The organism is Flavipsychrobacter sp. (assembly GCA_041392855.1).
Classification (GTDB): Bacteria; Bacteroidota; Bacteroidia; order Chitinophagales; family Chitinophagaceae; genus UBA5543.
Map to the genome: position 1 here is coordinate 1 of JAWKLD010000002.1, position 25,743 is coordinate 25,743.

At 36.1% G+C, this 25,743-nt stretch carries 25 protein-coding genes; 13 read left to right on the plus strand and 12 right to left on the minus strand.

Features of this window, described 5'->3' with window-relative positions:
• Both R2800_13635 and R2800_13640 read right to left on the minus strand, forming a co-directional pair.
• On the minus strand, positions 1 to 195 hold a 195-nt coding region (locus tag R2800_13635), incomplete at its 3' end, for a hypothetical protein (protein MEZ5018095.1).
• Positions 196 to 200: 5 nt separating this feature from the next.
• Complete coding sequence (locus R2800_13640) at positions 201 to 1,028, minus strand: T9SS type A sorting domain-containing protein (GenBank protein MEZ5018096.1); 828 nt, start codon at positions 1,026 to 1,028, stop codon at positions 201 to 203.
• Positions 1,029 to 1,152: 124 nt separating this feature from the next.
• Between R2800_13640 and R2800_13645 the strand changes: the two genes are divergently transcribed.
• The 7 genes from R2800_13645 (at position 1,153) to R2800_13675 (ending at position 10,801) form a co-directional block, all read left to right on the plus strand.
• The gene (locus R2800_13645) at positions 1,153 to 1,380 is read left to right on the plus strand and encodes a helix-turn-helix transcriptional regulator (GenBank protein MEZ5018097.1); all 228 of its coding nucleotides are present in this window, start codon (positions 1,153 to 1,155) and stop codon (positions 1,378 to 1,380) included.
• Positions 1,381 to 1,540: 160 nt separating this feature from the next.
• On the plus strand, positions 1,541 to 1,891 hold the full coding sequence (locus tag R2800_13650; GenBank protein MEZ5018098.1) for a hypothetical protein: 351 nt from the start codon (positions 1,541 to 1,543) through the stop codon (positions 1,889 to 1,891).
• A gap of 65 nt (positions 1,892 to 1,956) precedes the next feature.
• Complete coding sequence (locus R2800_13655) at positions 1,957 to 6,327, plus strand: CusA/CzcA family heavy metal efflux RND transporter (protein MEZ5018099.1); 4,371 nt, start codon at positions 1,957 to 1,959, stop codon at positions 6,325 to 6,327.
• A gap of 11 nt (positions 6,328 to 6,338) precedes the next feature.
• Positions 6,339 to 7,532 (plus strand): efflux RND transporter periplasmic adaptor subunit, encoded by a 1,194-nt coding sequence (locus R2800_13660; protein MEZ5018100.1) that lies wholly within the window; start codon positions 6,339 to 6,341, stop codon positions 7,530 to 7,532.
• Positions 7,533 to 7,552: 20 nt separating this feature from the next.
• Positions 7,553 to 9,430 carry a heavy metal translocating P-type ATPase gene (locus R2800_13665; GenBank protein MEZ5018101.1) on the plus strand — a complete coding sequence of 626 codons (1,878 nt, stop codon included), beginning with the start codon at positions 7,553 to 7,555 and terminating at the stop codon, positions 9,428 to 9,430.
• Between the two features lie 87 nt (positions 9,431 to 9,517).
• The gene (locus R2800_13670; GenBank protein MEZ5018102.1) at positions 9,518 to 9,871 is read left to right on the plus strand and encodes an STAS/SEC14 domain-containing protein; all 354 of its coding nucleotides are present in this window, start codon (positions 9,518 to 9,520) and stop codon (positions 9,869 to 9,871) included.
• 96 nt (positions 9,872 to 9,967) lie between these two features.
• On the plus strand, positions 9,968 to 10,801 hold the full coding sequence (locus R2800_13675) for a hypothetical protein (GenBank protein MEZ5018103.1): 834 nt from the start codon (positions 9,968 to 9,970) through the stop codon (positions 10,799 to 10,801).
• A gap of 350 nt (positions 10,802 to 11,151) precedes the next feature.
• Here R2800_13675 and R2800_13680 read toward each other — a convergent pair whose 3' ends face one another.
• Genes R2800_13680 through R2800_13690 form a run of 3 tightly spaced genes read right to left on the minus strand, consistent with a single transcriptional unit; the run spans position 11,152 to position 13,720 of the window.
• Positions 11,152 to 11,634 (minus strand): hypothetical protein, encoded by a 483-nt coding sequence (locus tag R2800_13680; GenBank protein ID MEZ5018104.1) that lies wholly within the window; start codon positions 11,632 to 11,634, stop codon positions 11,152 to 11,154.
• Positions 11,635 to 11,694: 60 nt separating this feature from the next.
• Positions 11,695 to 12,687: a DNA cytosine methyltransferase gene (locus R2800_13685; GenBank protein ID MEZ5018105.1), complete on the minus strand. Its 993-nt coding sequence runs from the start codon at positions 12,685 to 12,687 to the stop codon at positions 11,695 to 11,697.
• 1 nt (position 12,688) lies between these two features.
• Positions 12,689 to 13,720: a hypothetical protein gene (locus tag R2800_13690; protein MEZ5018106.1), complete on the minus strand. Its 1,032-nt coding sequence runs from the start codon at positions 13,718 to 13,720 to the stop codon at positions 12,689 to 12,691.
• Between the two features lie 297 nt (positions 13,721 to 14,017).
• Here R2800_13690 and R2800_13695 point away from each other — a divergent pair, with 297 nt between their 5' ends.
• Entirely contained in the window at positions 14,018 to 14,896 is an 879-nt protein-coding gene (locus tag R2800_13695; GenBank protein ID MEZ5018107.1) for a hypothetical protein, read from the plus strand.
• Positions 14,897 to 14,905: 9 nt separating this feature from the next.
• Here R2800_13695 and R2800_13700 read toward each other — a convergent pair whose 3' ends face one another.
• The 4 genes from R2800_13700 to R2800_13715 all read right to left on the minus strand — a co-directional run bounded on the left by R2800_13700 (position 14,906) and on the right by R2800_13715 (position 19,419).
• Positions 14,906 to 15,178 carry a hypothetical protein gene (locus R2800_13700; GenBank protein ID MEZ5018108.1) on the minus strand — a complete coding sequence of 91 codons (273 nt, stop codon included), beginning with the start codon at positions 15,176 to 15,178 and terminating at the stop codon, positions 14,906 to 14,908.
• Between the two features lies 1 nt (position 15,179).
• Complete coding sequence (locus tag R2800_13705) at positions 15,180 to 16,430, minus strand: site-specific integrase (protein ID MEZ5018109.1); 1,251 nt, start codon at positions 16,428 to 16,430, stop codon at positions 15,180 to 15,182.
• 176 nt (positions 16,431 to 16,606) lie between these two features.
• The gene (locus R2800_13710) at positions 16,607 to 18,412 is read right to left on the minus strand and encodes a hypothetical protein (GenBank protein MEZ5018110.1); all 1,806 of its coding nucleotides are present in this window, start codon (positions 18,410 to 18,412) and stop codon (positions 16,607 to 16,609) included.
• A 488-nt stretch (positions 18,413 to 18,900) separates the two neighbouring features.
• Complete coding sequence (locus R2800_13715) at positions 18,901 to 19,419, minus strand: SRPBCC domain-containing protein (protein MEZ5018111.1); 519 nt, start codon at positions 19,417 to 19,419, stop codon at positions 18,901 to 18,903.
• Positions 19,420 to 19,554: 135 nt separating this feature from the next.
• On the opposite strand from R2800_13715, the gene R2800_13720 reads away from it, so the two are divergent.
• Together R2800_13720 and R2800_13725 are read left to right on the plus strand one after the other, a co-directional pair.
• Positions 19,555 to 19,953, plus strand: coding sequence for a hypothetical protein (locus R2800_13720; protein MEZ5018112.1), 399 nt, complete (start codon positions 19,555 to 19,557; stop codon positions 19,951 to 19,953).
• 122 nt (positions 19,954 to 20,075) lie between these two features.
• Positions 20,076 to 20,501 (plus strand): hypothetical protein, encoded by a 426-nt coding sequence (locus tag R2800_13725; protein ID MEZ5018113.1) that lies wholly within the window; start codon positions 20,076 to 20,078, stop codon positions 20,499 to 20,501.
• A 54-nt stretch (positions 20,502 to 20,555) separates the two neighbouring features.
• Here the strand turns inward: R2800_13725 and R2800_13730 are convergent, their stop codons facing one another.
• Entirely contained in the window at positions 20,556 to 21,482 is a 927-nt protein-coding gene (locus R2800_13730) for a LysR family transcriptional regulator (GenBank protein MEZ5018114.1), read from the minus strand.
• Between the two features lie 80 nt (positions 21,483 to 21,562).
• Between R2800_13730 and R2800_13735 the strand changes: the two genes are divergently transcribed.
• From R2800_13735 to R2800_13745, 3 genes are read left to right on the plus strand one after another with little or no spacing between them, the layout of a single operon-like run.
• Positions 21,563 to 22,999, plus strand: a complete 1,437-nt coding sequence (locus R2800_13735) for an NADP-dependent isocitrate dehydrogenase (protein MEZ5018115.1) — start codon at positions 21,563 to 21,565, stop codon at positions 22,997 to 22,999.
• A gap of 28 nt (positions 23,000 to 23,027) precedes the next feature.
• Positions 23,028 to 23,306, plus strand: coding sequence for a hypothetical protein (locus R2800_13740; protein MEZ5018116.1), 279 nt, complete (start codon positions 23,028 to 23,030; stop codon positions 23,304 to 23,306).
• Between the two features lie 5 nt (positions 23,307 to 23,311).
• The gene (locus R2800_13745) at positions 23,312 to 24,280 is read left to right on the plus strand and encodes a sodium-dependent bicarbonate transport family permease (protein MEZ5018117.1); all 969 of its coding nucleotides are present in this window, start codon (positions 23,312 to 23,314) and stop codon (positions 24,278 to 24,280) included.
• A gap of 37 nt (positions 24,281 to 24,317) precedes the next feature.
• Here the strand turns inward: R2800_13745 and R2800_13750 are convergent, their stop codons facing one another.
• Together R2800_13750 and R2800_13755 are read right to left on the minus strand one after the other, a co-directional pair.
• The gene (locus R2800_13750) at positions 24,318 to 24,947 is read right to left on the minus strand and encodes a GyrI-like domain-containing protein (GenBank protein ID MEZ5018118.1); all 630 of its coding nucleotides are present in this window, start codon (positions 24,945 to 24,947) and stop codon (positions 24,318 to 24,320) included.
• Positions 24,948 to 25,025: 78 nt separating this feature from the next.
• Positions 25,026 to 25,559 (minus strand): NAD(P)H-dependent oxidoreductase, encoded by a 534-nt coding sequence (locus R2800_13755; GenBank protein MEZ5018119.1) that lies wholly within the window; start codon positions 25,557 to 25,559, stop codon positions 25,026 to 25,028.
• Positions 25,560 to 25,743 lie beyond the last annotated feature (184 nt).

Genomic DNA, 25,743 nt, shown 5'->3' on the forward strand with positions numbered 1-25,743 from the left:
AATTTCAGTTAGCTCAAACTCTAACTTCGTCAATTGGAGTCCATATCTTGCTTTAGCTGAAATAACGTCCTGTCCTGATGATACTTCTTTTATTTTGCCATGTTTTTCAATAGCTGACTTTAATATGTGGAAAGCGACATCTCTTGAAACTGGCAGCGTAACATTGTCTTCACTATAGTTACTTAGTCTTTTCATCTAACTTATTTTATAACAACCATTTTCTTTGTTTCACTGCTTTCTCCATTTGCTGTCAAGTGATAATAGTAAGTACCTGAACTCAGTTCTGTATTATCTATAAGCAGGCTATTGAAAGTGTTATCTACGTTATATGATTTTACTTTTTGACCATTCATGTTATAGATATCGAGGATTCCGCTTGTAGCTCCTATCGGGAGAGTATAATCAACAGTAGTTTGAGTGTTAGATGGATTAGGTATAGGATTACTTATGTTACCTATTGGGTTATTTCTTCCAATCTTTGCCAGCCCCAGGCCGTTTCCGCATTTATCACAAGGTATAGTGCCAGGGAGTTTGTAGATAGTATATTTCTCTTTACCTGTTTGTAAAATTGCATTATATGAATTAGTTCCAGTCGAGTAGATTTTTAGTACTCCTGCACTGTCAATATTATTTAGGATGTTGCCAGCTTCATTAACTATTACTAACTTTTTCACATACACTGATGGTAAGGTGTTACTATAGTATACCGCTACTTCTACTTGTGCATCTAAGTTGAATAATTCTTCTGAAGTATAGGCAGCATAAGTAGGTTCATAGTTATTTATGTTAGGTAGATTAATTGTTTTCCATAAAGAATGGTTAAGGTCGTAAATCCTTAATTGTCCGGCTTTCATATCCCTTACAAGGTATTTCCTACCTGACTTTGACAGATTTACTATTTCCATTGATACATCTGCATCATTCAATACATCTGAGTTTACGTTCAGATAGTCTTTCTCAAGGGTCATTTGTGCATTTGCTGTTAATCCAAATAATAATACTCCAATAGCGATAATGATTCTTTTCATGTCTTTTGTTTATGTAATGCTTACTCTGTGCAGTTTTCAGCTACCCTGTAAGGACGAATATAACAAACACTGACAAATATGTCATTAATATTATCGCTAATGATTTGGACTTTGCTGCCTGTAAATGGCACAGTTCAGAGACCAGAAATTATTGGATAAAATCGCTGCGAGGTTGAAAGACCTACGTGAAGAAAGAGGTTTGTCCCAAGAGAAGGTTTATAATGAATTGGACGTGCATATTGCTCGAATAGAGGTAGGGAAAGTCAATGTATCGGTTAGCACCTTATCAAAGTTGTGTGATTACTTCGACATTACACTAACTGAATTTTTTAGAAAGATAGATTATAAATGAGCAAGTATATGGTGTTTTGAAAAGCATATATTCACTCAATCTTTCTTTTTAAAATCGGTATTTGTTACGAGTGTAATTATTCTTCATATATTTGCACCAAACACAAACACTGAATATCTTAAAATACATAGTAGTCTTATCGGTATCATTAACAATGATAGTGCCCAAGGATTACCTTATTGAGGTATTTGAAATACCAGTAATAATTAAACACTATACCCATCATAACGAATTGCATCATAAAATAGGAGTGATTGATTATTTAAAACAACACTTTACTACACCTGAAAAATGCCCGGACAATTCAGAACATGACAGCAATCACACTCCTATCCATCAACATAGTTGTTCAGGAGATTGCTTTTTTACAGTTCATAAGGTTTTTTCATCAGGGGATAATCCATCTACGTATCAATTAATTCAGATTTCTGCCATCAAAAATGGGATGTATATTTTCTCACTCCCTCCTGATGTATTTACAAGCATTTGGCAACCGCCTAAAATAGGTTAATAATCTTGAGTACCTGCTTACGAAGCGGGTCAGGTTTAATCTATTGTTGTTTTTAAAAAAATTACATGCTAAATAGTATAATTCGCTATTCTGTAAAGAATAAGCTGATTATCGGGTTGTTTACAATTGCATTAATCATAGGCGGAATATGGAGCTTAAAAGAAGTACCGGTTGATGCAGTTCCCGATATAACAAATAATCAGGTACAAGTAATTACGCAGTCTCCAAATCTTAGTACAGAGGACATTGAGCAATTTGTTACTTATCCCGTAGAAGTGGCTATGGCCAACCTGCCGGGTGTATCGGAAATCCGTTCTGTTTCCAGGTTTGGGCTATCTGTAGTAACAATCGTCTTTGAAGAAGATATGGGGACATATGTGCCAAGGCAATTAGTCTCTGAAAAGCTCAATGACATAGGCAAAAACATACCCGAGGGTTTTGGAGAACCGGAAATGGGGCCTATTTCCACAGGTCTTGGTGAGATATACCAATATACACTTGAAGTTGATTCAACTTATAAAGATGAATACTCAATTACCGAACTAAGGACTATTCAGGACTGGATTATTCGCAGGCAAATGGCTATGGTGCCCGGCGTGGTTGAGGTCAACGCCTTTGGCGGCAAGGTAAAACAATATGAGGTCGCTGTTGCCACTGATGAATTGAATGCAATCGGCCTGACTATCACAGATATATTTAACGCACTTGAACAAAATAATCAGAATACTGGAGGCGCTTATATTGAGAAAGACCACTATGCAAATTTTATCAGAGGAGAAGGTCTTGCCCGTAATTTAGATGACATACGAAAAACAGTTGTGGTTAATAAGAATGGATTACCCATTACTATTGGCGACATTGCCAAAGTAAGGTTTGGGGAAGCCGTACGATATGGTGCTTTTACCAAAGACGGACAAGGTGAAGCAGTTGGCGGCATGATTCTCATGTTAAAGGGCGCCAACTCGAATGATGTCATAGAACGTGTAAAAGAACGCATAATACAAATACAACAAACATTACCACCAGGAGTACATATAGAGTCTTTTCTTGACAGGAGCACTTTAATTAAAGATACCACCAGTACAGTCAGTAAAAACTTACTTGAAGGTGCATTGATTGTAATATTTGTATTAGTACTACTCCTCGGGAACTGGAGGGGTGGTCTAATAGTTGCTTCTGCGATACCACTTTCATTACTGTTTGCGTTTATTCTCATGAATATTTTCGGCGTATGGGCCAACCTGATGAGCCTGGGGGCTATAGATTTTGGAATCATAGTAGACGGTGCAGTTATCATTGTTGAAAGCACCGTTTTCCTGTTACATGAGAAAATTATAAAGAAGAAAATTATCAACCAACAACTACATGATGAGTTAGCTTATGATGCGTCCAGCAAGATGATGAATTCAGCGTTTTTCGGACAGTTGATAATCTTAATAGTGTTTATCCCTATACTTGCTTTGGAAGGCGTAGAAGGCAAAATGTTTCAGCCTATGGCCTTAACATTCATGTTTGCTATGATAGGGGTAATGGTGCTGTGTCTGACATACATCCCTATGATGTCTGCACTATTCCTTCGCGTCAATAATACGGATACAAAATCCTGGGGAGATAAAATTGTTGCTAAGATTGAACGCGTCTATGAGTCCCTGTTAAGAAAAACGCTAAAGAAATCAAAATTGGTGATTATCCTGTCAGTATGTCTCTTAGGGGCTGCTGGGTTTGCATTCTCCAAACTTGGTGGGGAGTTCATTCCACAACTGGATGAAGGTGATATTGCGTTTCATGTTATCCTTAAGCCAGGTAGTTCGCTTTCGGAAGCTATTGAGAGTTCAACTAAGATTGAGCAATTATTATTGGAAAAATTTCCCGAAGTAGAACATGCCATGACAAGATTTGGCGTAGCTGATGTACCTACAGACCCAATGCCGATGGATATAGGCGATTGCTTTATTATCCTAAAGCCAAAAGATGAATGGGTGACAACCGACAGCAAGGAAGAACTCATTCATAAAATCAAACAAGCAGTGAGTGTTATACCTGGAATAAACTATGAATTTACACAACCCATCGAAATGCGTTTTAATGAATTGCTGTCAGGCGTCCGTGAGGATGTTGCAGTAAAACTGTTTGGAGAAGATTTGGACATTCTTGCCGATAAGGCCGAAGAAATGGGGAGAATTATCAGCACTATACCTGGTGTCGGAGATATGAAGGTAGAAGCTACAAGTGGGCTGCCTCAAATGACGGTTAGGTATGACAGGGTCAAACTCGCACAATATGGTCTCAAAATAAATGAACTGAATAAGATAATAATGTCAGCATTTTCCGGAGGTAAAGCAGGTGTCATATTTGAGGGTGAAAAAAGATTTGACCTTGTCGTAAGGCTTCAGGAACAGGGAAGAAAAAATATTGATGATGTTAAAACACTCTATATACCAACTCCTAACAACAATCAGATTCCACTTAAGGAAGTAGCAGATATAAGCTACGTCCCGGGCCCCATGCAAATCAGCAGGGACAATACCAACAGAAGAATATATGTAGGTATCAATGTAAGGAACCGTGATGTTAAATCGCTTGTTGAGGACATTAAAAACAAACTGGATAATGAACTTCAACTACCACCGGGATATTATATAAGGTATGGTGGCGCATTTGAAAACCTCGAACGTGCCAGCAAGCGTTTGCAAATAGTAGTACCCATAGCATTGGTATTGATTTTTATACTGGTATTTTTTGCGCTCAAATCAATTTCACAAACAGTGATGATATATATGGCTATACCACTTGCAGCTATTGGTGGGATATTCTCTTTATGGTTGCGAGATATGCCGTTCAGTATATCAGCTGGTGTTGGTTTTATTGTTTTATTTGGTGTTGCAGTACTGAACGGACTCGTATTGATAAATGGCTGGAATGAATTGAAAGATGAAGGTAAGACAAATATTTATGAGCGGATTATCCTGGGTGCTAAAAGAAGAATCCGCCCTATTATGCTCACGGCACTTACAGATGTATTAGGTTTTTTACCGATGGCTATATCTACGTCTGCTGGTGCTGAAGTTCAGCAACCGTTGGCTACAGTCGTAATTGGGGGTATGATTTCTGCAACACTTCTAACACTCTTTGTCATGCCTGTTTTATACAACTGGCTTGAAAACCGTAAGAATAATATACATAAAAATAGTCTGCCTGCAATTGTAATATTTGCCTGTATTCTATCAACAAGTATTCCATTCAGTGCGTCAGCACAAGAAACTGAGACCCATGAAATCACATCAGTGGAAGAAGCAATTGAGGTCGCAATAAAAAACAACGGGAATATTAAAGCTGCGGAAACAGATATACAAATTCAGCAACAAAAAAAGAAAACTGCATTTGATGTAGCAAAAACACAATTAGGCTTTCAGTATGGGCAATATAATAGTTTTGAGAATGACCTTTCATTCAACGTAGTACAAAATTTTGATTTTCCATCAGTCTATATCAATCAACATTCATTAGCTAAAAAACGAGTTACAAAAAGCAATATAACTCTGGATGTTGAAAAAAATGAGTTGAAAAAAGAAATACGCAAGACTTGGTATACACTTGCCTATCTGCAGGAACAACAAAAACTATTGTTATACCAGGACACCTTATACAAACGTTTTCTTTACGCAGCAACTATCCGGTATGAAACAGAAGAAAGTACTTTCCTTGAAAAGTCATCGGTGGAGACAGAAGTTATGGAGATAGAAAATCAGATTAAGATAAACCATTCTGAAATTTTTATACAAGAGCAAAAGCTGAAGGCTTTATTGAATACGACAGTCGATATAACCTTTAATACGGAAAGCTTGAAGAAAAGAGTTTCATTAACTGTTGATAGGAGTTCACTGCCTATGGATAATCCAACGAACAAATATGTAAAACAACAAATAGAAATTGCAGAAACAGAAAAGAAGCTTAAAACCTCTGAAATGCTACCGGGATTTTCCATAGGTTATTTCAACCAATCGCTTATAGGTAGCCCAACATCAAGTGGTGATATTGCGACTATTAATAATCGCTTCACAGGAGTTCAGGTAGGAGTGACCATACCTCTGTTTTTTGGCTCGTATACTGCCCAAATAAAAGAAGCTAAACTCGCCGAGCAAATGGCACAAACAAGGGCAGATTACTTTGAGGTTAGATTATTCAGTTCAGTTAAACAACAATTACAAGAAGTATTTAAACAAGAAGCCAGTCTGGATTATTATAACGATAAAGCACTTAAACAGGCAGACCTATTGATTGAGTATGCACAAAAAAGTTTTGAGAACGGTGCTATTGGATATATCGAATACTTCAGGAATCTCAACCAGGCAATAGACATTAAGTCTGGTTACTTAAAAACATTAAATACTTACAATCAATCCATCATCGAATTGGAATATTTTTTCGGTAAATAAAAAACTAAACAATGAGAAATCGGTTTAATATATATATCATGTTTTTTGCATCATGCGTTGTTTTACTATCATGCAATGGCAATGGGCGCGATGATAATGCATCCAATCATAAAGATATTGAGCATAGTCATACACAAGAATCCGTGCATTTAACAAGTGTACAACTTGATGCTCTTTCAATACAGATAGATACCATCCCCTTACGAAGTATAGCATCCTATGTTGAAGCAAATGGAAAACTGGAAGTACCCCCACAAAACGAAGCTACGGTTACAGCCATTATTGGAGCAAACGTTGTCTCTATTAAGGTTATTGAAGGCGATAAGGTAAGAAAAGGTGAACCCTTAGCCTACCTTAGCCACCCTGACCTTATTAAAATGCAATCAGATTATATAAATGAATATAATCAATTACAGTATCTGGGACAGGAGTATCAAAGACAGCAAAAACTGTATGAAGAAAAAGTAGGTTCAGGTAAACAATTTCAAAAAACTAAAGCAGATTATTTGTCTTTGAAAGGTATTGTAACCGGACTTGAAGCTCAACTAAAGCAATTTGGCTTGAACCTGACACGCATCAGAAGCAACAACCTCTACGAACAAGTTCCGGTTCACAGTCCTATTGATGGCTATGTACGATTAGTAGAAGTGAAAACAGGGCAGTATGTATCACCACAAAGTGAAATATTTGAAATAGTAAGTAACGACCATATACATGCTGACCTGATGGTTTTTGAAAAAGACATGCACAAAGTGAAAGTTGGACAGAAAGTAAACCTATTTATAGAGAGCCTTGACAATCAAACCTTACAAGCAAATATATATGCCGTAGGTAAGGCTTTTGAAGACGATCCTAAAGCTGTACATATTCATGCTGATATTGAAGAGAAATCAGGATTGTTGATACCGGGTATGTATGTGAGAGGTCAAATTGTAACCGATGACAATTACGGATACGCTTTGCCTGAAGATGCCATAGTCAAGGAAAACAATAGGTATTATATATTCACAGCAGAAGTTGAACTTCATGATAATGACACGTCGTGGATATTTTACCCAATGGAGGTAACTACAGGAAGCAGAGATAATGGATGGGTTGAAATAAAGCCCTTAAAAGCTATAACCCAAACCACAAAGGTAGCCTTTGGAAGTGCCTATTACCTGATGGCAGAGATGAAAAAAGGAGAAGCGGAACATAGTCATTAATTATTACATCAAGAGATAACATGAAAAAGGGAATAATAAAAAACAATAGTTTGAAAGAGCATATTGACCTGCTTCTATCCTTGGTCATACTACTTGTACTGCTTATTATGGAATATGGGCTTCAAATAGAAGTTCCAGTATATGTATTACTGCCAATTAATTTGCTGGCATATTTGCTTGCAGGTCACAGTGTTTTAAGGCTTGCTATTCGTAAATCTTCAAGAGGAGATTTCTTTAATGAGTTTGTCTTAATGAGCATAGCTACAATCGGAGCTTTTATAATAGGAGAGTATGAAGAAGGTGTAGCTGTCATGGTTTTTTACCAGATTGGGGAATGGTTCCAGGATATTGCTGTGAATAATGCAAAGCGCAGCATCAAAGCACTGTTAGATATTCGTCCAGACATAGTAACAATTATTAAAGACGGTAATGACATAAAAATTCCTCCATCAGAGGTAGAAGTCGGTCAAGTCATTAAAGTAAAGCCTGGGGAGAAAATAGCTCTTGATGGAAAGCTGTTATCGGATGCCGCGACTTTTAATACTTCTGCATTGACAGGTGAAAGTGTGCCTGAAACAAAACAAATGGGAGATAAAGTATTTGCCGGTATGATAAGCGTAAACAGTAGTATAGAGGTTAAGGTCACAGCTTTATTCAAAGACAGTAAATTGAGCCGCATCCTTGAAATGGTTCAGGATGCTACAGCAAGAAAGTCTCAAACACAGTTGTTTATCTCAAGATTTGCCAAAGTATATACTCCAATAGTGTTCTTCTTAGCTTTAGCTGTTTGTCTTGTCCCATATTTCATAGTAGACGAGTACGTTTTTCAGACCTGGTTTTACAGGGCATTAGTGTTTCTCGTCATTAGCTGTCCGTGTGCTTTAGTGGTTTCTATCCCGCTCGGTTATTTTGGAGGAATAGGACTTGCATCAAGAAGTGGGATACTTTTCAAAGGTGGAAACTTTCTGGATGTAATGACACAAGTCAATACCATTGTAATGGATAAAACAGGCACTTTAACAAAGGGTGTGTTTAAAGTACAGAACGTTAAAGCCAATAATATTAATGAGAGTGAACTTGTCATGATTACTGCTGCACTGGAACAGCACTCTACGCACCCCATAGCACAGGCTGTAATAGAATATTCGGATGGAAGTCATAAGCGGCTTCAAGCATCAGGCGTCAAGGAAATTCACGGCCATGGCCTGGCAGGTATAGTTGATAACAAAAATGTTTTGGCTGGAAATACCAAGTTATTAAAGAAGTATGAAGTTGATTATCCTCAATCTTTAAACGAAATAACGGATACAATTGTTGTTGTATCTATAGATAATGAATATGCGGGATATATATTAGTTGCAGATGAGATAAAAGAGGATGCAAAACAAGCTATAGACTTACTTCATCAACTGAACATCAGAACCGTGATGTTATCTGGTGACAAACAGGCGGTAGTTGACCAAGTCGCAGAAGAGTTGCAAATAGATGAAGCTTTTGGTGCCCTCCTGCCAGAAGATAAAGTGGAAAAGGTGCAGGAATATAAAAACAAGGGATTAAGAATTGCATTTGCTGGAGATGGCATCAATGATGCACCTGTAATCGCATTAGCTGATGCAGGTATTGCAATGGGAGGCTTAGGCAGTGATGCAGCAATAGAAACTGCTGATATTGTTATTCAAAATGACCAACCTTCAAAGATTCCTACAGCGATTAAAATTGGGAAATTAACGACGAGTGTTGTCTGGCAAAATATCATTCTGGCTATGGTAGTAAAAGTTACAGTTTTAATATTAGGTGCAGGTGGTATAGCTACTCTCTGGGAGGCTGTAATTGCAGATGTTGGTGTAGCCCTACTTGCAATATTGAATGCAATTAGAATACAAAGAATGAAGTTATAAAACTCAATTGGAAGGCTAAATAGATACTTTCTTAAGATTTATTATTTCTGAAACTATAATTATTAATAGACAAAAAAAACAATAGTTATGATGAATATTAATCAAATACAAGATAATATCATTTATACACAAGCAACTGGAACTTTAATTAAAGAAGACTACGAAAAATTACTACCTGTATTAAAGCTATTACTCGAAAAACATGAAAAAATCAGGTGGTTTTTTTCAATGGAAGACTTTACTGGCTGGGAACCGGTTGCCCTCTGGAAAGACCTGCAATTTGATATTAAACATGCCAATGATTTTGAGAAAATTGCCATGGTTGGAGAAAAAGAATGGCAAAAGTGGCTGACTGACATAATGAAACCTTTTACTCCTGCTGAACTTCTTTTTTTTGAGTTTGCAGACAAGGAAGCGGCATTGAAATGGATTAAGGAATAAAATAATAATAATAAATTTTCAAGAACTAAGAAATATCATGATGAATAGCCTATAATTATAACGGACTTATTATTTTTAAAGACTAATTAGTCATCAATGCAAGAACAACCTTATTTATATCATGAAGGAAATAATAGCTGGGTATTTATTCAGCCACAAAAGACAGAAAAATACTTTGATGACTACTGGAATGCGGTTGAATTAATGGATTCGATTCCAGTAAAAGCAGAATCTAAGTTTAAGAAAATCATCAAAAATTGCGGCAATGGTCATGTTGATGCTATTCTTCATCTTGGCTTACTATATAATGACATAAACAAACCAATTGAGGGAAACGCATTAATTCATAAAGCGCACCTGATTGCATTACAAGCAATTCCAAAGGACTTCAATAAAGAGCAAGACACAATAATTTGGAGTATACTTGAGAATCGCCCATTTTTAAGAACGTATCATGCTGTTGGCTTGGAGTACATGAATGAAGGCCAATATGAAAAAGCGATAGAAAAGTTCAATTTTGTATTGTCCGTGAATAAGTGGGATAATCAAGGTGTACGTTACTTACTTCCAGAATGTCTTCTTTACTTGAAAAAATATCATGAGTTTATTAGGTTATATAATGAACTTATAAATTCACCTGACGAGGGACATTCAATAGAATATGACTTTGCATTGTTTTACGCATTATATAAGTTAGAAGAGTTTGGTAAGGCTAAGGAACAATTCAAAGTCGCGCAACAACACTTTCCAAATGTCGCATTGGAGTTAATGAAAGACATTCATACATTCCCCTACGATGAGTTTGACCCACAGCCTATGGGGATACCTATGGGAAGTAAACAAGAAGCATACGACTACTGGAACAGGACAAAGAAGCTTTGGGTCAAAGAAAAGAAAATGCAGACTTTTATAAAGAAAATATCAGTGTAGTTGAAGTTGTACTATATACGCTTATAGTAATATAAAATAAGCACTCATATAATAAGGGTTTTCATGGTGATAGGGTTTATAGGGGCTCGTCTGTTCTCAGGCGGGCTTTTTACTTATTTTTAGAATTATATTTACCGTAAAATTATTATCCATGAACAATCAGAAATTTGAAGGCTTCGAATACACTGCGCATGAACTCTCTAAATACTTATATTCTCCTGCTTTAGGGCTCTTTACAATTTTACTAAAGCATAACAAACAAACAATTCACTATACACCCGCCCATCCAGAAGAGTTTAAACATTGGCTTGAAGAAAATAACATTCCTACACTCAAGACGTAACAGAGCCTTAATCTTCCCATTCTTCATTCTTCCAATCAATTTCATTGCGTTCCTGGAACGATATATCATTGTCCAGAAGTAATTGTCTGTTTATTCGTACAAACAAACCATCACCATCTGGAGTACGATGGAATGAACGACCGCGTATTTCATCACTTATAGCGTTATATAAACTCTCTGTAGTGATTTTAGCCATACTGTAACCTAAATCAACAAGAACATACTGCTTCCTTATATGCGGGCTTCTAACAGCTTCCTGGAGCAGAGAGTAATAATCCTTATCAACTTTGATACCTATATCATTTTTACGGTATTTGATTAAGTCGTTTAGCCTATCATCGTCTATACAGTCTGCTTCATCTGTTACCACAACAGGTGATAATTCAAGAAGGTCATAGTTGGACTCTTTGCCAATCAAAGCCATTGTATAATCATCTATGTGTCTGTTATATTTTGCCTCGTACATTATTCGTTTAATAAAATTTGACATTACTTCCTGTTTATTCTTTAAATAGTATAGTGCGGTCAAAATGACCGCACTTCTATTAGTTTACGCTGCTTTATTATTTGGCTGTATTGCATATGCGCTTTTATCCAGAATCTCTGTAATAATGTGACGACAAAGCGCTTCAGCAAATGGAGGAAGAACAATTAGCCCTAACCTTTCAGCAATCCAACTATCACTAAACGGAGTATTTTGGGGGAAATGCTGCATATGTGCAACTGCCTTTCTGTCCTCGACAGTTAAATCCTGCCATATACCATTTCTGAAAATCTCAACACGTCCGCTTGTAAGTGTAGGGAACAGATTAGTTTTACCGTTGATAATTCTCTGTACTCTTTTGCCTTCATGGTTAGGCCTCTCTTTGTATTTTATTAATTCTGCTCCTATTACATTATAAGCTGATTGTTTATTTAAGTCAACAGCTTGAGGTTCAGGAAATGAAGGTTTTACACCGAGGTCTTTTCTAACGAGAATAAATATTACCCTTTCTCTGGATTGGTTGCAACCAAAGTTTTTTGCGTTGAGTGTCTTACAACTCCACTCATAATTGCCCAGCTTGTTAATGGCATCAACTAACAGGTAGAAGAATGGTTTCATTTGCTGTGAGAGCAGCATCGGTACCTGTTCCATCAGGACTACCTTGGGTTGCATCTCTTTTATAAGCCGCAACATCTGTAGCATTAAGAAATTGAAATGGCTGAAAAGGCTCCTGTTGTTGCTTAAGAGCGTAATACCAAAACAAGGTGGACCACCCATCAGAACATCAAGCTCACCGCGTCGCATATAAATGCCATTTTTGCTCAGTATTCGTTGTATGTCTTTTAATTTGTCTCGTCTTATGTCTCCCCAATGTAAATTGTATATATCCTCTCTTATAAACAGCTCGGAAGGTGACGTTTTAAGATATGGATGTGCTTCTTCAGCGGTATCATCTATATCTGTAGACAAAATAATGTCAAGGCCGGCATTATGAGCTCCTCTTTCTGTACCTAATATGTTAGAGAAAAATCCGCCTCCTGTGTATCGAGTTCTTTTCATTTTATGCTGCTTTATTGTTGTTGTTATTTGTGATGATTAACTGAATAGTATGATTATAATCATTTGTATTAATGCAGTGGATTTCACTGCCATCATATTCGTGAAGCAACCCCTGTTTATAACTGTATTCTCTTACTTTCACGCCATCGCTTTTCAAGCAAGCTACTCCGTTTGATATAGACACCTCTTCAATTCTACCGGATTCATATGTCACAGTTATTCCTGAAATATTCTCACAAGGCTTCATATCCTTTTCGCCCGAATACATCCATTTGGTTTTCCTGTTTATCTGAACATTTGTTGTATCATCCTCTTTAGAGGGTTCAGAAGTTCTATCTTCGGACTCTTCTATAGCCTGTTCTTGATTGTCAGTATCATCTGATTCTGCATCAGCTGGACTCTCCTCTGTTATGTCGTCGCAGGAGTTGTCAGAATTCCCAGAACCCGCATCATCCTGGGAGAGTTTCTTTTTTATCTCCTTGATTTCTTCTTCCGCCTCTCTAATTGTCTTATCCCCTGCATCTATTTCATCCAACAAGTCTGTGTTATACTTATACATATCCAGAATTGAAAAAATCTTACCGTAACTCACCCCGAGCAAGTACGCTATCTTTTCATTTGGTTTACTGCCGGGTATCTCTTTAGCCCATTTTATACCTTTTCTGTTATCAGTTATATATTCTCGTAGTACAAGTATTAATTCAGCAATTGACCTTCGGGAGATTTTTTTACCAATGTTTTTAAAAGATGTCACCTGAATGATTTCATCTGTATCAAGTTCATTGATAACTGTAACGATTATCTCTTTTAAATTCAGTTTTTTGGCTTCCTTTAATGCTTCAGCATTGTGAATAACTAAATTATCTTTAGTAACAATTACCTGCCCAACTCCTAAACCAAACTTTTTAAGTTGGTTGATAATAAAATCGTCCACAATAGACATCCCATATTTGGCCAGGAATTCCGACACTTTTAAGTCTTGTATTTTTACACTTTTTGTTGATGTTGTGTATACCATTTTTACTTTTTTCATAATACTATAATTGCCACCTTTAAATTTTAGGATGGTAGCACCGTGGTTAGTTAATGTGTTTTACGTATTCGTTGATGATGTGATTCTAAATGGTAATCCAATATGTCAAAGAGCTTTATTTTTCTTTACAAGTATTCAAATCGTCATAATCTTAGAATACTCATTGTCCGTTTCACAGTGCATAGTTACGTTTGGCACACCCCAGAATAGGGTTAGTTTGGTCAACAGATTTTATTATTTTGCGCTGAAAGCTGCTGTGGTAGCGGATAATTTTTTTTCTCTCAACTACTTGAATGAATGGAGGACAAAAAAATATTTGAAAAATTAGTTGGAATGAAGTGGGGTAATTCTTTTTGTTGTGCTAAGTGCGGATTCGCTTCTTATGTTCAGGGGAAGAGCCAATTTTCAAGAAAATGTAAGAATACAAAGTGTCGATATGAAGAAAGCTTAAAGAAGTACACGGTGTTTGATGGGTTAAATATTCCTATACCTATAGGCTGTAATATCTTACTTGACATATTTAATGTATCGAGGGTATACTTTGATACAGACCTAAAGATTATTGGCAACAATGGTAAGGAATACGAAAATTTAGGTCATTATATTGATGAACGAAAAAAAGTGGAAGAAGCAGGAGTTCAAAACTTTGAAAAGTTTGTTACCGAAGAGACAGTTCAGAAATATATAGCCAAGTATAGGAGGGAATCTTCTGTAAAAAATCTATCGACAAAATATAGTATTGAGGAATCAACCATAATTAAATTTCTTGACAGGATTAATGAAAGAATCCCATTAAGTGTTAAAGAAGAGAAAGCAACCTCTTACGAGAGGTTAATAGAAGTGTTCTGTCATTTATATGAGTGGGATATTACGCAGTTTTATAAGCTAATTATTACCCCCACCCCTGAAAGGTGTCACTACGGTTCCTTTATCGCTCAAAAAAGATTATACGGGTTTGATTTTGACAATCAATATTATTCCCGTGAAGAAGAAGATTTCATTTCTGACCCCATAGTATGTAAAGCTGAAACTAAAGATTTTGTATTCACAGAGACGATGTACTATAAAGGTCAGAAAGTTGCAGAAGAAGAAATAGAAGAAATACATTATGAAATAACAGGTGAGGAAATCGTATATGGCAGTGATGAATGGAAAACTATGTTTGGTATTAGATAAGAATATTGACTACTCTTTAAACAGTTTGTCTAACCCTGTATATTTTAGGGTCATATCATTGCCGAGTTCATAAATACACTTCTTGTTGTGTTCACAAACAACAAATGCTTCATCCATGAGCTTATTTCTTAATTCAGACTCTTCCTTAGTATATGTATCTTCTCTTGTCTCACAGTTAATATAGTTTGTAAAATCCTCATCTGGATGAAAATTAAGAGACTCCTCTAATAGTTGTTGAAAGAAAACCTTTACATCATCAATAGTTTTTATCGTCTGTATCATATTACTTATCCTTCTTAAAATTGAGTAGGTTATCTGATATTTTTCTGTAGTTATCAATAGGCAAAGTCTTCATGTAGTGCTCAGTTGTCTTAGCGCTTGAGTGGCCAAGAGCATCTTTGATTACTGATGTATTTACACCGTCAATGTTTAATTTGGTTGCGAAGGAGTGGCGGGCAAGGTTCAAAGTTAGGTTTACATTAAAGCCTAATTTTTCACCAATCTCTCTCAAAGACCTGTTCAGGTTCCTTGCTGTAACCGCTTTTATTTTTAATCGTTGTATTTCTGTTTTACTGCCTCTGAATGCAGGAAAAATATAGTCGTCAGTTTCAAGCTTACCCCAAGTCTGCATAACTCTCTTAGCTTCATCATGAATAAATACAATGATTTCCTCAACATCTTGTTTAGTACTTGATGTTTTAGAACGGACAAATGTGATAACATTCCCTTTTACATTGGTTCCTTTTAAACTCAGTGCGTCTTTGATATTCATGCCTGAACTCAGATATAAGAAAAACCAGTAGTCCTTTGCTCTTTTTTCCGCATATATATTTGTCTTGTAGTTCCACAGCTTCTCTATCTCATCCGGGTACAAAACATCTTTTGATTTTGAAGCAGTACCAATCTTATATTCATTGAAAGGATATAATCCGATAGCAATTACGTTATCCTTTATTGCTCTGTTGTAGATATGCCTTAAACTTCTGAAATGTATTTGAACTGTAGCATGGGAATTACCTTGAGCCATATACCACGTACGAAATGCTTTTAACCATTGTACATCTATATCTTCAAGACATGGGTTCTTTCTGAATTTTGAAAATACTGAATTGGCCTGTTTATAAAACTCAATAGAACCGGCCCTGTCTTCTTCGGTGAGTTCATCTATCTTTTTCTGAAATAATATAGATATTGGTGTTTTGTCAGAGCGTACCAGGTCAGCGGTAGAGTTAAATAACTTACGAAATTTTGCTCTGTTAATATTAGGATAGCTGTTTAATATTGTCTTAGCTTTTTCAAGATAATTCTCTATTTCTTCTTTAATGTAACGAGCCTCTTTAGGCATCGAACCTTTACCATATACCGCCTTATTAAATATTTCTTCTGTGGTATAAATCTTAATGTTAACTCTGAATTGCTCACCGTTGAGAAAAACGGTCAATTTGACCGGCCAGTTTATGCCATCAGCCATTGGTGTTCTCTTATCCAGAAAGGGATATACGCTACTCTTTTTAGTCTTTACTCGTTTGGTCATGCTTTATAAATAATTATAAAGCGAGTGTAGCAGATTCCAGCGAATAAAAGGTCTGGTTTACAAATTTTAGCGTTTACTCCACGATGGTTTATTCCGTGTTTTGATTATATAATTCATTCTCAAGCGTTCACATAATTGTAATATAAGCACTAAAGATGCGGAGGTAAGGCAGCTAATTATTCCGGATGAAAAACAGGTTTCAGTTTCGTGAGCTTTGTAAAGTTAGACTTATGCCGCTTCTTAATATCAGTCAAGTAGTTGACTACGTCAAGGGAGGTGCTGGGTAGGAATTTTTTGTATTGTTCAATAAATTCTAAGATGTCCATTATGTTCTCGTATTCCTCTCTAAAAGACGATAAGGTCTCTCCATGAGTCTGTTTTATTTTTTCAAGATTAGTTGTTATATATTTCATGTCAACAGCAGCTATATCGAGTTCTTGACCATGATAGGAAGTTTGAGCTTTTATTGTTTCAAAAAAACCTACAAGCTTATTATCAAAATCTCCCGTTTCTAAGTTAAGATAATACTCTAATTCAGTTGAGGGCTTAAGAATGTCCTTCTCAAAATCAAACCAAGCCTTTAATGTTTCTTTCAGTTCTTTATGAGTAGAATTCTTTTTAGAACGTTCTTGTACTTCTGCAACTAACCCAAATATGTGATTGAAAGATTTTATTCCACTTATTATTTCAGTGCTGTTTTTTTTAAGCATTTTGTGCAGTTCCATATGCGCATCGCTTATCACATGAAATACCCTTAAAAGATAATGCAGGTCATAAATTAAGTCCTTGGAGAGTAAACCAAAATCTTTATCTTTTATATTCCCGGAATGCAAAAAGCTATTTCTTAAAAATGGCAGATGATACTCGAAATAATCAAAGTTTCTTTCCTCATGTGTGTAGTGTGGTCGTACCGCAAATACCTTAGTGGATAAAGAGCTGTAATTTTTTTGAGGATATAGTATATATAACATATCGGAAAAAACACCTTCAACTTGTGTTAAAGCAAGTGCTGTAAACGCATACCAACGTCTGGCTTTTATAAGTTTTTTGAGCTCATCGAATACCGGTTTACGCTCTATTACCTTTGGTAAAGTTGGAATGTAAAAGTTCTCAATCTCATGAAATATCTGTTCAACAGAAAGATATTTTTTTAGCTTATGATAAAAGAGTTTTTTATTTGTTTTATATAAGTCCTCCATTTGGGGAATATCTCTAACACTTACCTCATCCAAACGGTGTCGACAAACATTTATCTGGCGATAATCAAAATACTCGATACTACGATATTGCCACCACCTGTAAGGTCTATCCCAATATCCTTCAAACCACATTAATCCAAAATCTTTTAAACTCTTATCCTGTGATGCCTTTATAATGGCTCTGTCTTCTAAGTCATTTATTAAATACTTTATTATTACATCTTTTTCGGCTATACATCTTTCGTAGAAATCAATTATCAACTTCGATTTATGTTCTCGTCTATGAACACCTTTTTTATATGAAATAATAATGGCGTCTGCTTCATAAAAAGCTATCAAAGAAAGTAATTCTTTAAGGTTACTTTTTACTTGTGTTTCCAATTGACTTAGAATATGAAATGGCATTTCATGTAATCCGACAATGTATTTAATGAAGTGTCCTATTGGAGTGTTATCGGCATATTTGTCTTTATCATAGAAAGTATCTTCAACTTTGCCATTGCTGTAGATACCATATTTTTGAAGTATTACAATGCATTGTTTTTCAATACTTTCCCTGTCATCAGGGTCGTATTTTTTTCTGCCAAAACTGAATATTCTTAGGCTATGGTATGTTATTAACAGTTGGTCTTCATTAAAAATGAAATGCCTGGAGAGACCTGCCTTTATAACCTTGTTCGCATGTTGTATTGCACCCCAAGTTTCATTAATGTCTTTTAGCTTGATAGTTTCTATGGATTTTTTCTTGGTCGTTTTCTTCCGAGAGGTAATTACATGTGCCATACAGTATATTGATTAAAGCATCTTGAATATTATAATAGTAGAGAAAAGTCTTAACTTCTTCAGAAAATTACAATAATCATAAGTAGCGAGAGCTTATACTTGTTTTATAAGGCTTTGGTATACATAGGAGGTATTTCAGTTATGTTTTTGATAAAACAGTCTGGTGTCATAAAAATTGCACTAAATTTTGCACTGAACTGTACCTGCTGATTAGGCATCTTAAAGCTAAATACATAAAATATTATAATTATTGAATGCTCATTTAGAGCGTTTTAGAGCATTTCTTAGCGCGACTCAAAATCTGGTTTCTTCACGGGAGTGGGGGTTCGATTCCCCCCTGGGGCACTTAAAAAGCCGATCTTAACAGATCGGCTTTTCTTTTGGCCAAAATTCTAAAATATAAAACAATATAAGCCTTAATGAATGTGGCTTTAGATCTAGTAGTGAGAGCTTAGAATTAGCAAAGCCTCCCTCCCTAAACTACAACACTATATTTTTTGACGTTGTTTGTCTAGGAGGTCTTTATATACATCGCATAACTCTTTATAATTATCTGCGATTTCTTTCTTAGCTAAATACGACTCCAATGCTAAAAGAAAGTCATGCCAACCTGCTAAAAGCCCTACCCAATGTGTTCCCTTTCCATTAGGTTGGAAATTCTGAATATCACTATCACCCTGAGCTTCAATAGCTGGAGGAAGTTTATCTACTAAACGAAGTTCAACACCAACAGTAGTAGGTCTTAATTCAAACCGAGTATACGATACTTCCGAGCTATTGAATTGAATATATTCCAACTCTTTCAATGCGGCTATCCACCCTTCCCAACCACCTTCGAACTGAAATACACCACCTACCTCGACATCCATTTTTGACTTCATAAACCATTTAGCCAATCCTTCATCTGTAGAGATCGCTTGCCAAATTTTGGCTAACGATACATTATATTGTCCAATAAAAACTGCTGTGTTTTTATCAAGTGTATTAAGTTGAATGCTCTGTACCATATTCAAATATAACCATAGACGGAATATTATTCTGATTCTCTAAAAACTCCTATTCAGCTATGTATATTCCTCCTTCATCACATTGAGATACTTTATTATATTTCGTTGTATTAATTTCAGGGTAACTTGGAATTAATGATGCACAGAATTATAGTAAAACATACCTGTACATGTCTTTTCTTTCTGGCATTTCTTATGTCTGCAACACCTCTATACCAGCTTTTTAAAACCCCAATATTATATACTCATTATTTCGAACATAAAGTCAATAACCCTGACATCTCTGTGTTTGATTATATATTTATGCATTACATAGGTGATGATGGCGTTTCAGAAGATGACGTAACTGATATGCAATTACCATTTAAAAAAGTTGAGCGTAATACATTACAAGATTTATATAGCTTAACATTTGCATCTATACCTACAACTAAGTGTATTACAGCAGTAGCAACTTCCTTTTGTTTATACTGTCATCAACGTTATAGGCAATTCTATGATGATGCTATGCTTAAACCTCCGCAAGCAACATAAATTATTTCATCAATATAGTTGCACATTAAGTGGCTATATATTTAAATGACAATCAGTTCAGCGCATAGGGTTCTTATAACACCATGTGCCTGACAATTATTTATTATTTAATACAATTAACAATGAAAAAAATACTTCATATAGCAATAGTTGCGATCGGATATATAATACTAACATCAAGCTCTTGTAAGAAAGACGATGATAATGTAAATCCAAGTAATAGTTCAAATATAACACCTGGTTCTGGCTGGCATGTCTCATTATTTTCGGAACAAAGTGAAAATAAGACAAGCAATTATAGCGAATATAGTTTCGATTTTGCAACAGATGGTTCTATGTCAGCACAAGGTAGTGGGCAAGTTGTAACAGGAACATGGAAGCAATATCAGGATGACGGTATTACTAAGTTTGCGATCAGTCTTAATACTACAAATAATAATTTACTGGAACTTAATGACGACTGGGCTCTTGTAAGTAAAGATGAAAAGTTTATATCCCTTAAAGATGATAATAGCTCAAAGAATGAACAGTTGCAGTTCTCTAAGTAATGATTATCTCATAGTATAATACTGTACAAGCGGTTACATAAAGTAGCCGCTTTTTTATTTATACTCCTCATACCATTTAAAATGGTCATGAATAATGCCTTCCTTTTTCTCTTTTATAAAGCTTAGGAAAGAGGCTGCAACATTCGTATGTTCTTTGTCCTTAAGCCATATAAGAGACCATGTAGTTTGTATGGGTAACCCCTTTACAGGAATTATTGACAGCTGTTTATTATGTAGTTCATTTTTTATCCCGATCAAAGGCATTACCGAATAACCCAGACCTGCAACTACAGCTTGCTTCACCGCTTCATTTGAAGTCAGCTCCATTTTTTTAAGTACACTCATTTTTTTCTCCTTAAAAAAACCAGACATTGTATCTCGAGTACCCGATCCCTTTTCTCTAAATATAAGAGGCAGTTCTTTTAACAACTCTGCGTCATATACTCTTCTCTTCAGTTTATTATTAGCATTACCTACCAAGTAGAGCTTATTAGCGATCAAGTCCACCTTTTCTACTTTGAGTTTTTTAGGCAATACAGATACTAAAGCGAAATCCACTTCATTATTATCTAAACTTTCTATCACCTTACTTTTATTCGTAACATCAAGTGTTAGATCTACCCCATCATTTAGCTTCATAAAATCTGTCAGGAAATATGGCATCACATACTTCCCTGTAGAAACTACCGAAATTTTCAGCTTACCTACCAACTGCCCTCTAAAAGCATGCATCTTATAATTGATATCATATACCTGCTCCAGTATTTTTTCTGCAGCATCGGCAATCTCAATTCCAAAATCTGTTACGTATATATTCCTGCCAATATTCTCAATTAGCGGAATATCAAATTGATCTTGGAATTTTTTCAGCTGTATAGAAACCGCAGGTTGAGTTAAATGCAACTCTGCTGCTGCCTTTGTAACACTCTGTGTCTGAGCAATTTTTAGAAATATCTGTAACTGATTCAATGTATAATTCATAAACAAAAGTTATGATTTTCATTATAAATATAAATAAAATTAAATGATTAAATCACTACACCTTTGCAAAAAGAAAAAAAATGAAAAGGATAACAATTGCAAAAGGGGACGGCATAGGTCCCGAAATAATGGACGCAACATTGCGAATCATTAAAGCCTCGGGCGCACAAGTAGCTTTTGATGAGATTGAGGTAGGCGAACAAGTCTATCTGTCAGGGAACACCTCAGGCATTACCAAAGAGGCATGGAATACGATCAGGGAAAACAAGATATTCCTAAAAGCTCCTATTACAACACCACAGGGTGGTGGCTACAAGAGCCTTAATGTAACCATGCGAAAAACACTGGGACTGTTTGCCAATGTAAGACCATGTAGAAGCTATGCTCCATTCATCGCTACTAAACATCCGATAATGGATGTAGTCATCATAAGAGAAAATGAAGAAGACCTATATGCAGGTATTGAGCATCAGCAAACCGAAGAAGTAGTACAATGCCTAAAACTAATAAGCAGACCTGGTTGCGAAAAAATAGTTCGTTATGCTTTTGAATATGCCAAACAATACAACAGAAAAAAGGTTACCTGCTTCACCAAGGACAATATAATGAAACAAACAGATGGGCTATTTCACAAGGTCTTTAACGAAGTGGGTGCAGAATATCCAGACATCGAAAAAGAACACTGGATCATTGACATAGGAGCAGCCAAGCTAGCAGATACTCCTGAATACTTTGATGTGATCGTAATGCCAAATCTATATGGAGATGTCCTGTCGGACATAGCAGCACAAATTACGGGTTCCGTTGGTATAGCGGGTAGCGCTAATATTGGCAATAGCTGCTCGATGTTTGAAGCAATACATGGTTCAGCACCCGATATTTCAGGGAAAGACATTGCCAATCCATCGGGACTGATCAATGCAGCGATCATGTTACTTACACATATTGGGGAAGCAAAAGCGGCAGAACTGATTCAAAACGCATGGCTCAAAACAATAGAAGACGGCATACATACAGCAGACATCTTCAAAGAAAATACAAGCACGCAGAAAGTAGGTACCACTGCATTTGCAGATGCTGTCATCGACAACTTAGGACAAACTCCTAAAAGACTAGTACCTGTAGAATACAAAGGAGATAGTTCTTTCAAAATGCCGGAGTATAAACGCAAGGCTGCACAAGACAAAACACTGGAAGGGGTCGACGTGTTTGTACACTGGAGTGGTACTAAACCTGAAGAACTAGCAACTAAGCTAAACAGACTGGAACAAAACGGCGTTCAACTGCAAATGATCACCAACAGAGGTGTAAAAGTATGGCCCAATGGATTTGAGGAAACATTTTGTACTGACCACTGGAGGTGTCGCTTCACAAATGATGTAACAAATAACATCTCCAAAAAAGACATTATCAATCTGATGTCATCTGCACAAGAAAACGATGTCGACATAATTAAAACTGAAAACCTGTACAGTTTCGACAACATTCGTGGCTACTCTTTAGGGCAGGGCCAATAAACCTTTCATTCACAGTAAAAAAGCAAATATGAACAAAGAAAAAAAAGAGTTCAATCTTATAGAAGGCATCTTTAGTGCTGTAGAAGCTAAAGAAATACTTACAACATTAATAAATGATAAGATCAAGTTTCATGATTATAAAATCTTCAGTCAAGAAGAACGGTTTGGAAAAGCTAATGCTGAAACACTTGCAAGAAAAGCACAACTACTGGAAATAAAAGAACGTTTAATAGAATACTTAGATCAATATCATAATAGTGACCAGAAACTACGTATTCACTCCAACATCCATATACTAACAAACTAACTGTAATGAATTTAAATCTTCTAATTGATAATCTTACTAATCCTGCATTACTGTTCTTTTTGCTAGGCATAATAGCTGTAGCATTGAAGAGCGACCTTGAGATACCTCCCGGTTCTTCTAAATTCATTTCATTATACCTCCTGTTTGCCATTGGTTTCAAAGGCGGACAAGAATTATCTCATGAGCACTTAACGAGTGAGATCATGTGGTCTATATGTTTTGGATTAACGATAGCTGCGGCTATACCATTATACTCCTTTTTTATCCTTAAGAAGAAACTCAACATATACGACGCAGGAGCTGTAGCTGCTGCTTATGGATCTGTTAGTGCCGTAACATTTGTTACGGCTGTTTCTTTCTTAGAAGCCAATGCCCTCAAACTTCATGGGCATATGGTAGCTATTATGGCTTTAATGGAATCTCCGGCAATTATTGCAGGGTTAATTTTGATATCCCTTTACAACAAAGACACCAAAACAAACCTCAATAGAACAGTAGCACTCAAGCACTCTTTAACCAACGGTAGTGTTCTATTAATATTAGGCAGCCTTGCTATAGGCTACATGGCTAGCGCTGAACAGGCCGAAGGCATAAAGCCTTTTACTAATGATATATTCAAAGGGTTTCTTGCTATTTTCTTATTGGACATGGGTATAGTTAGCGGTCGGAAACTAAAATCCCTTGTGAGTGAAGGGATTTTCCCTGTTGCCTTCGCTGCTATTGCCCCTCTTGTAAACGGTTGTATTGTAGCATTGCTTAGCTCACTTGTAACAGATGATGTCAGCAACAGGTTTATTTTCGCTGTTTTGGCGGCCAGTGCATCTTATATTGCAGTTCCTGCTGCTATGAAGATAGCCGCTCCTAAAGCAAACCCTGGCATATTTCTACCAATGGCATTAGCCGTTACATTCCCTATAAATATAACAGTTGGGTTACCTCTATTTTTCACTATTGTGCAATCAGTTCATTTATAAAAAGAGGAGCAATTTAATTGCTCCTCTTTTTATCGTATTACTTTACTTGAAATCTTAATACCGTCTTTAGCTCCTCTTCAGGCACTTTTCTAAAATCACTCAAGTATATCTCTCTATGTATTTTTGACACACGTTCAACGCCTTGCTCTTTAGCATAAGCTTCCATAACCTTGAAGCTTTGAGGCTCATTATCAAAACTACCAATATGCATCATTTGAATACAAGCCCCATCTGTTAATGATTCGAATTTAAGTGAGTCTAATAAAATGTTCGGCTTCTTCTTTTTAGTGATGGCTACCATTTCTTCAAAAAAATCATTATGTATAAAATCGGGCTGGCGTATCATCAAGCGATAGACCAGATCATCTTTATTAAGATTCTCCTGTGTGAAAGTTTTTTTAGCTTCATCTGTAATATCCCATACCCCTTCTAGTGGATATACGGTATAGTCCTCATAAAACTTTGGAGTACTATCCATTTTTTTTAGCGTCATTTTTATAGCATACGACACTGAGTACAAAACTTCTATACACGCTGCAAAAGCATCACTATTAGGGTTTCCTTCGCCATCTATCACGACATATTTATAGGTTGGTATTGTAATTAACTCTGGTTTGGCTTTTGGCAAGTATATTGACGATTCTTGTTTCCTCCATTCATGTTTCATAAAACAGGTTTTACACAAAACTAAAATGTGCAAGTGACAACCTTATGTCAACAAGTTGGTCTATAAATACCCCCCCCCTTACACTAAGCCATCTGTTAGAGAGTGGACTAAACTCCGTAACTCTTTAACGGTCTCCTCATCCACAACTTCTTTCTTATCATTCATTTTATTGTAGACGTTGCCTATCATCAGCTTGGCATGTTCACTCATTTTTGTACCCAGCGCAGTAAGCGTAAGTACTAATGAAGCATGAGCATGGTTGCCCCCTCGATGCAATGGTGATGCACTAATTATCCCTACAGGTTTTTCATTCATTTCCCCTGAAGACACTAACCAATCAAGGGCATTTTTCAACACACCAGGTACACCAAAAGCATATTCGGGTGTACAGATAATGACTGCATTAGCCTCCTTTAATAGAGTCCTTAAATTTTTCACAGCATCAGGACTGTCTTCTACAGCTATAGTAGGGTCGAAATGAGGAATAGTACCTAAGTCCTCATAAATATTCATTTCAACTCCCTTACCTGCTACTTTACTGATAGCTTTCAATACTGCCGTATTTGAGGAGTCTTTTCTTAAGCTACCTGATATACCTACTATGTTAACCATAACTGTTCTAGTTGACCACAAAAAACATTTCTACTAACAAATGTATTTCAGTGTATAGAATCTATAAATGATGTTTATCCACCTTAGTAACTATAATGTTAATATCGGCTTCTATCCCCCACACTATAAGCATCATAAAATAGTAAGAACCACAACTATGACAGGAATATAATTTTATTACTTT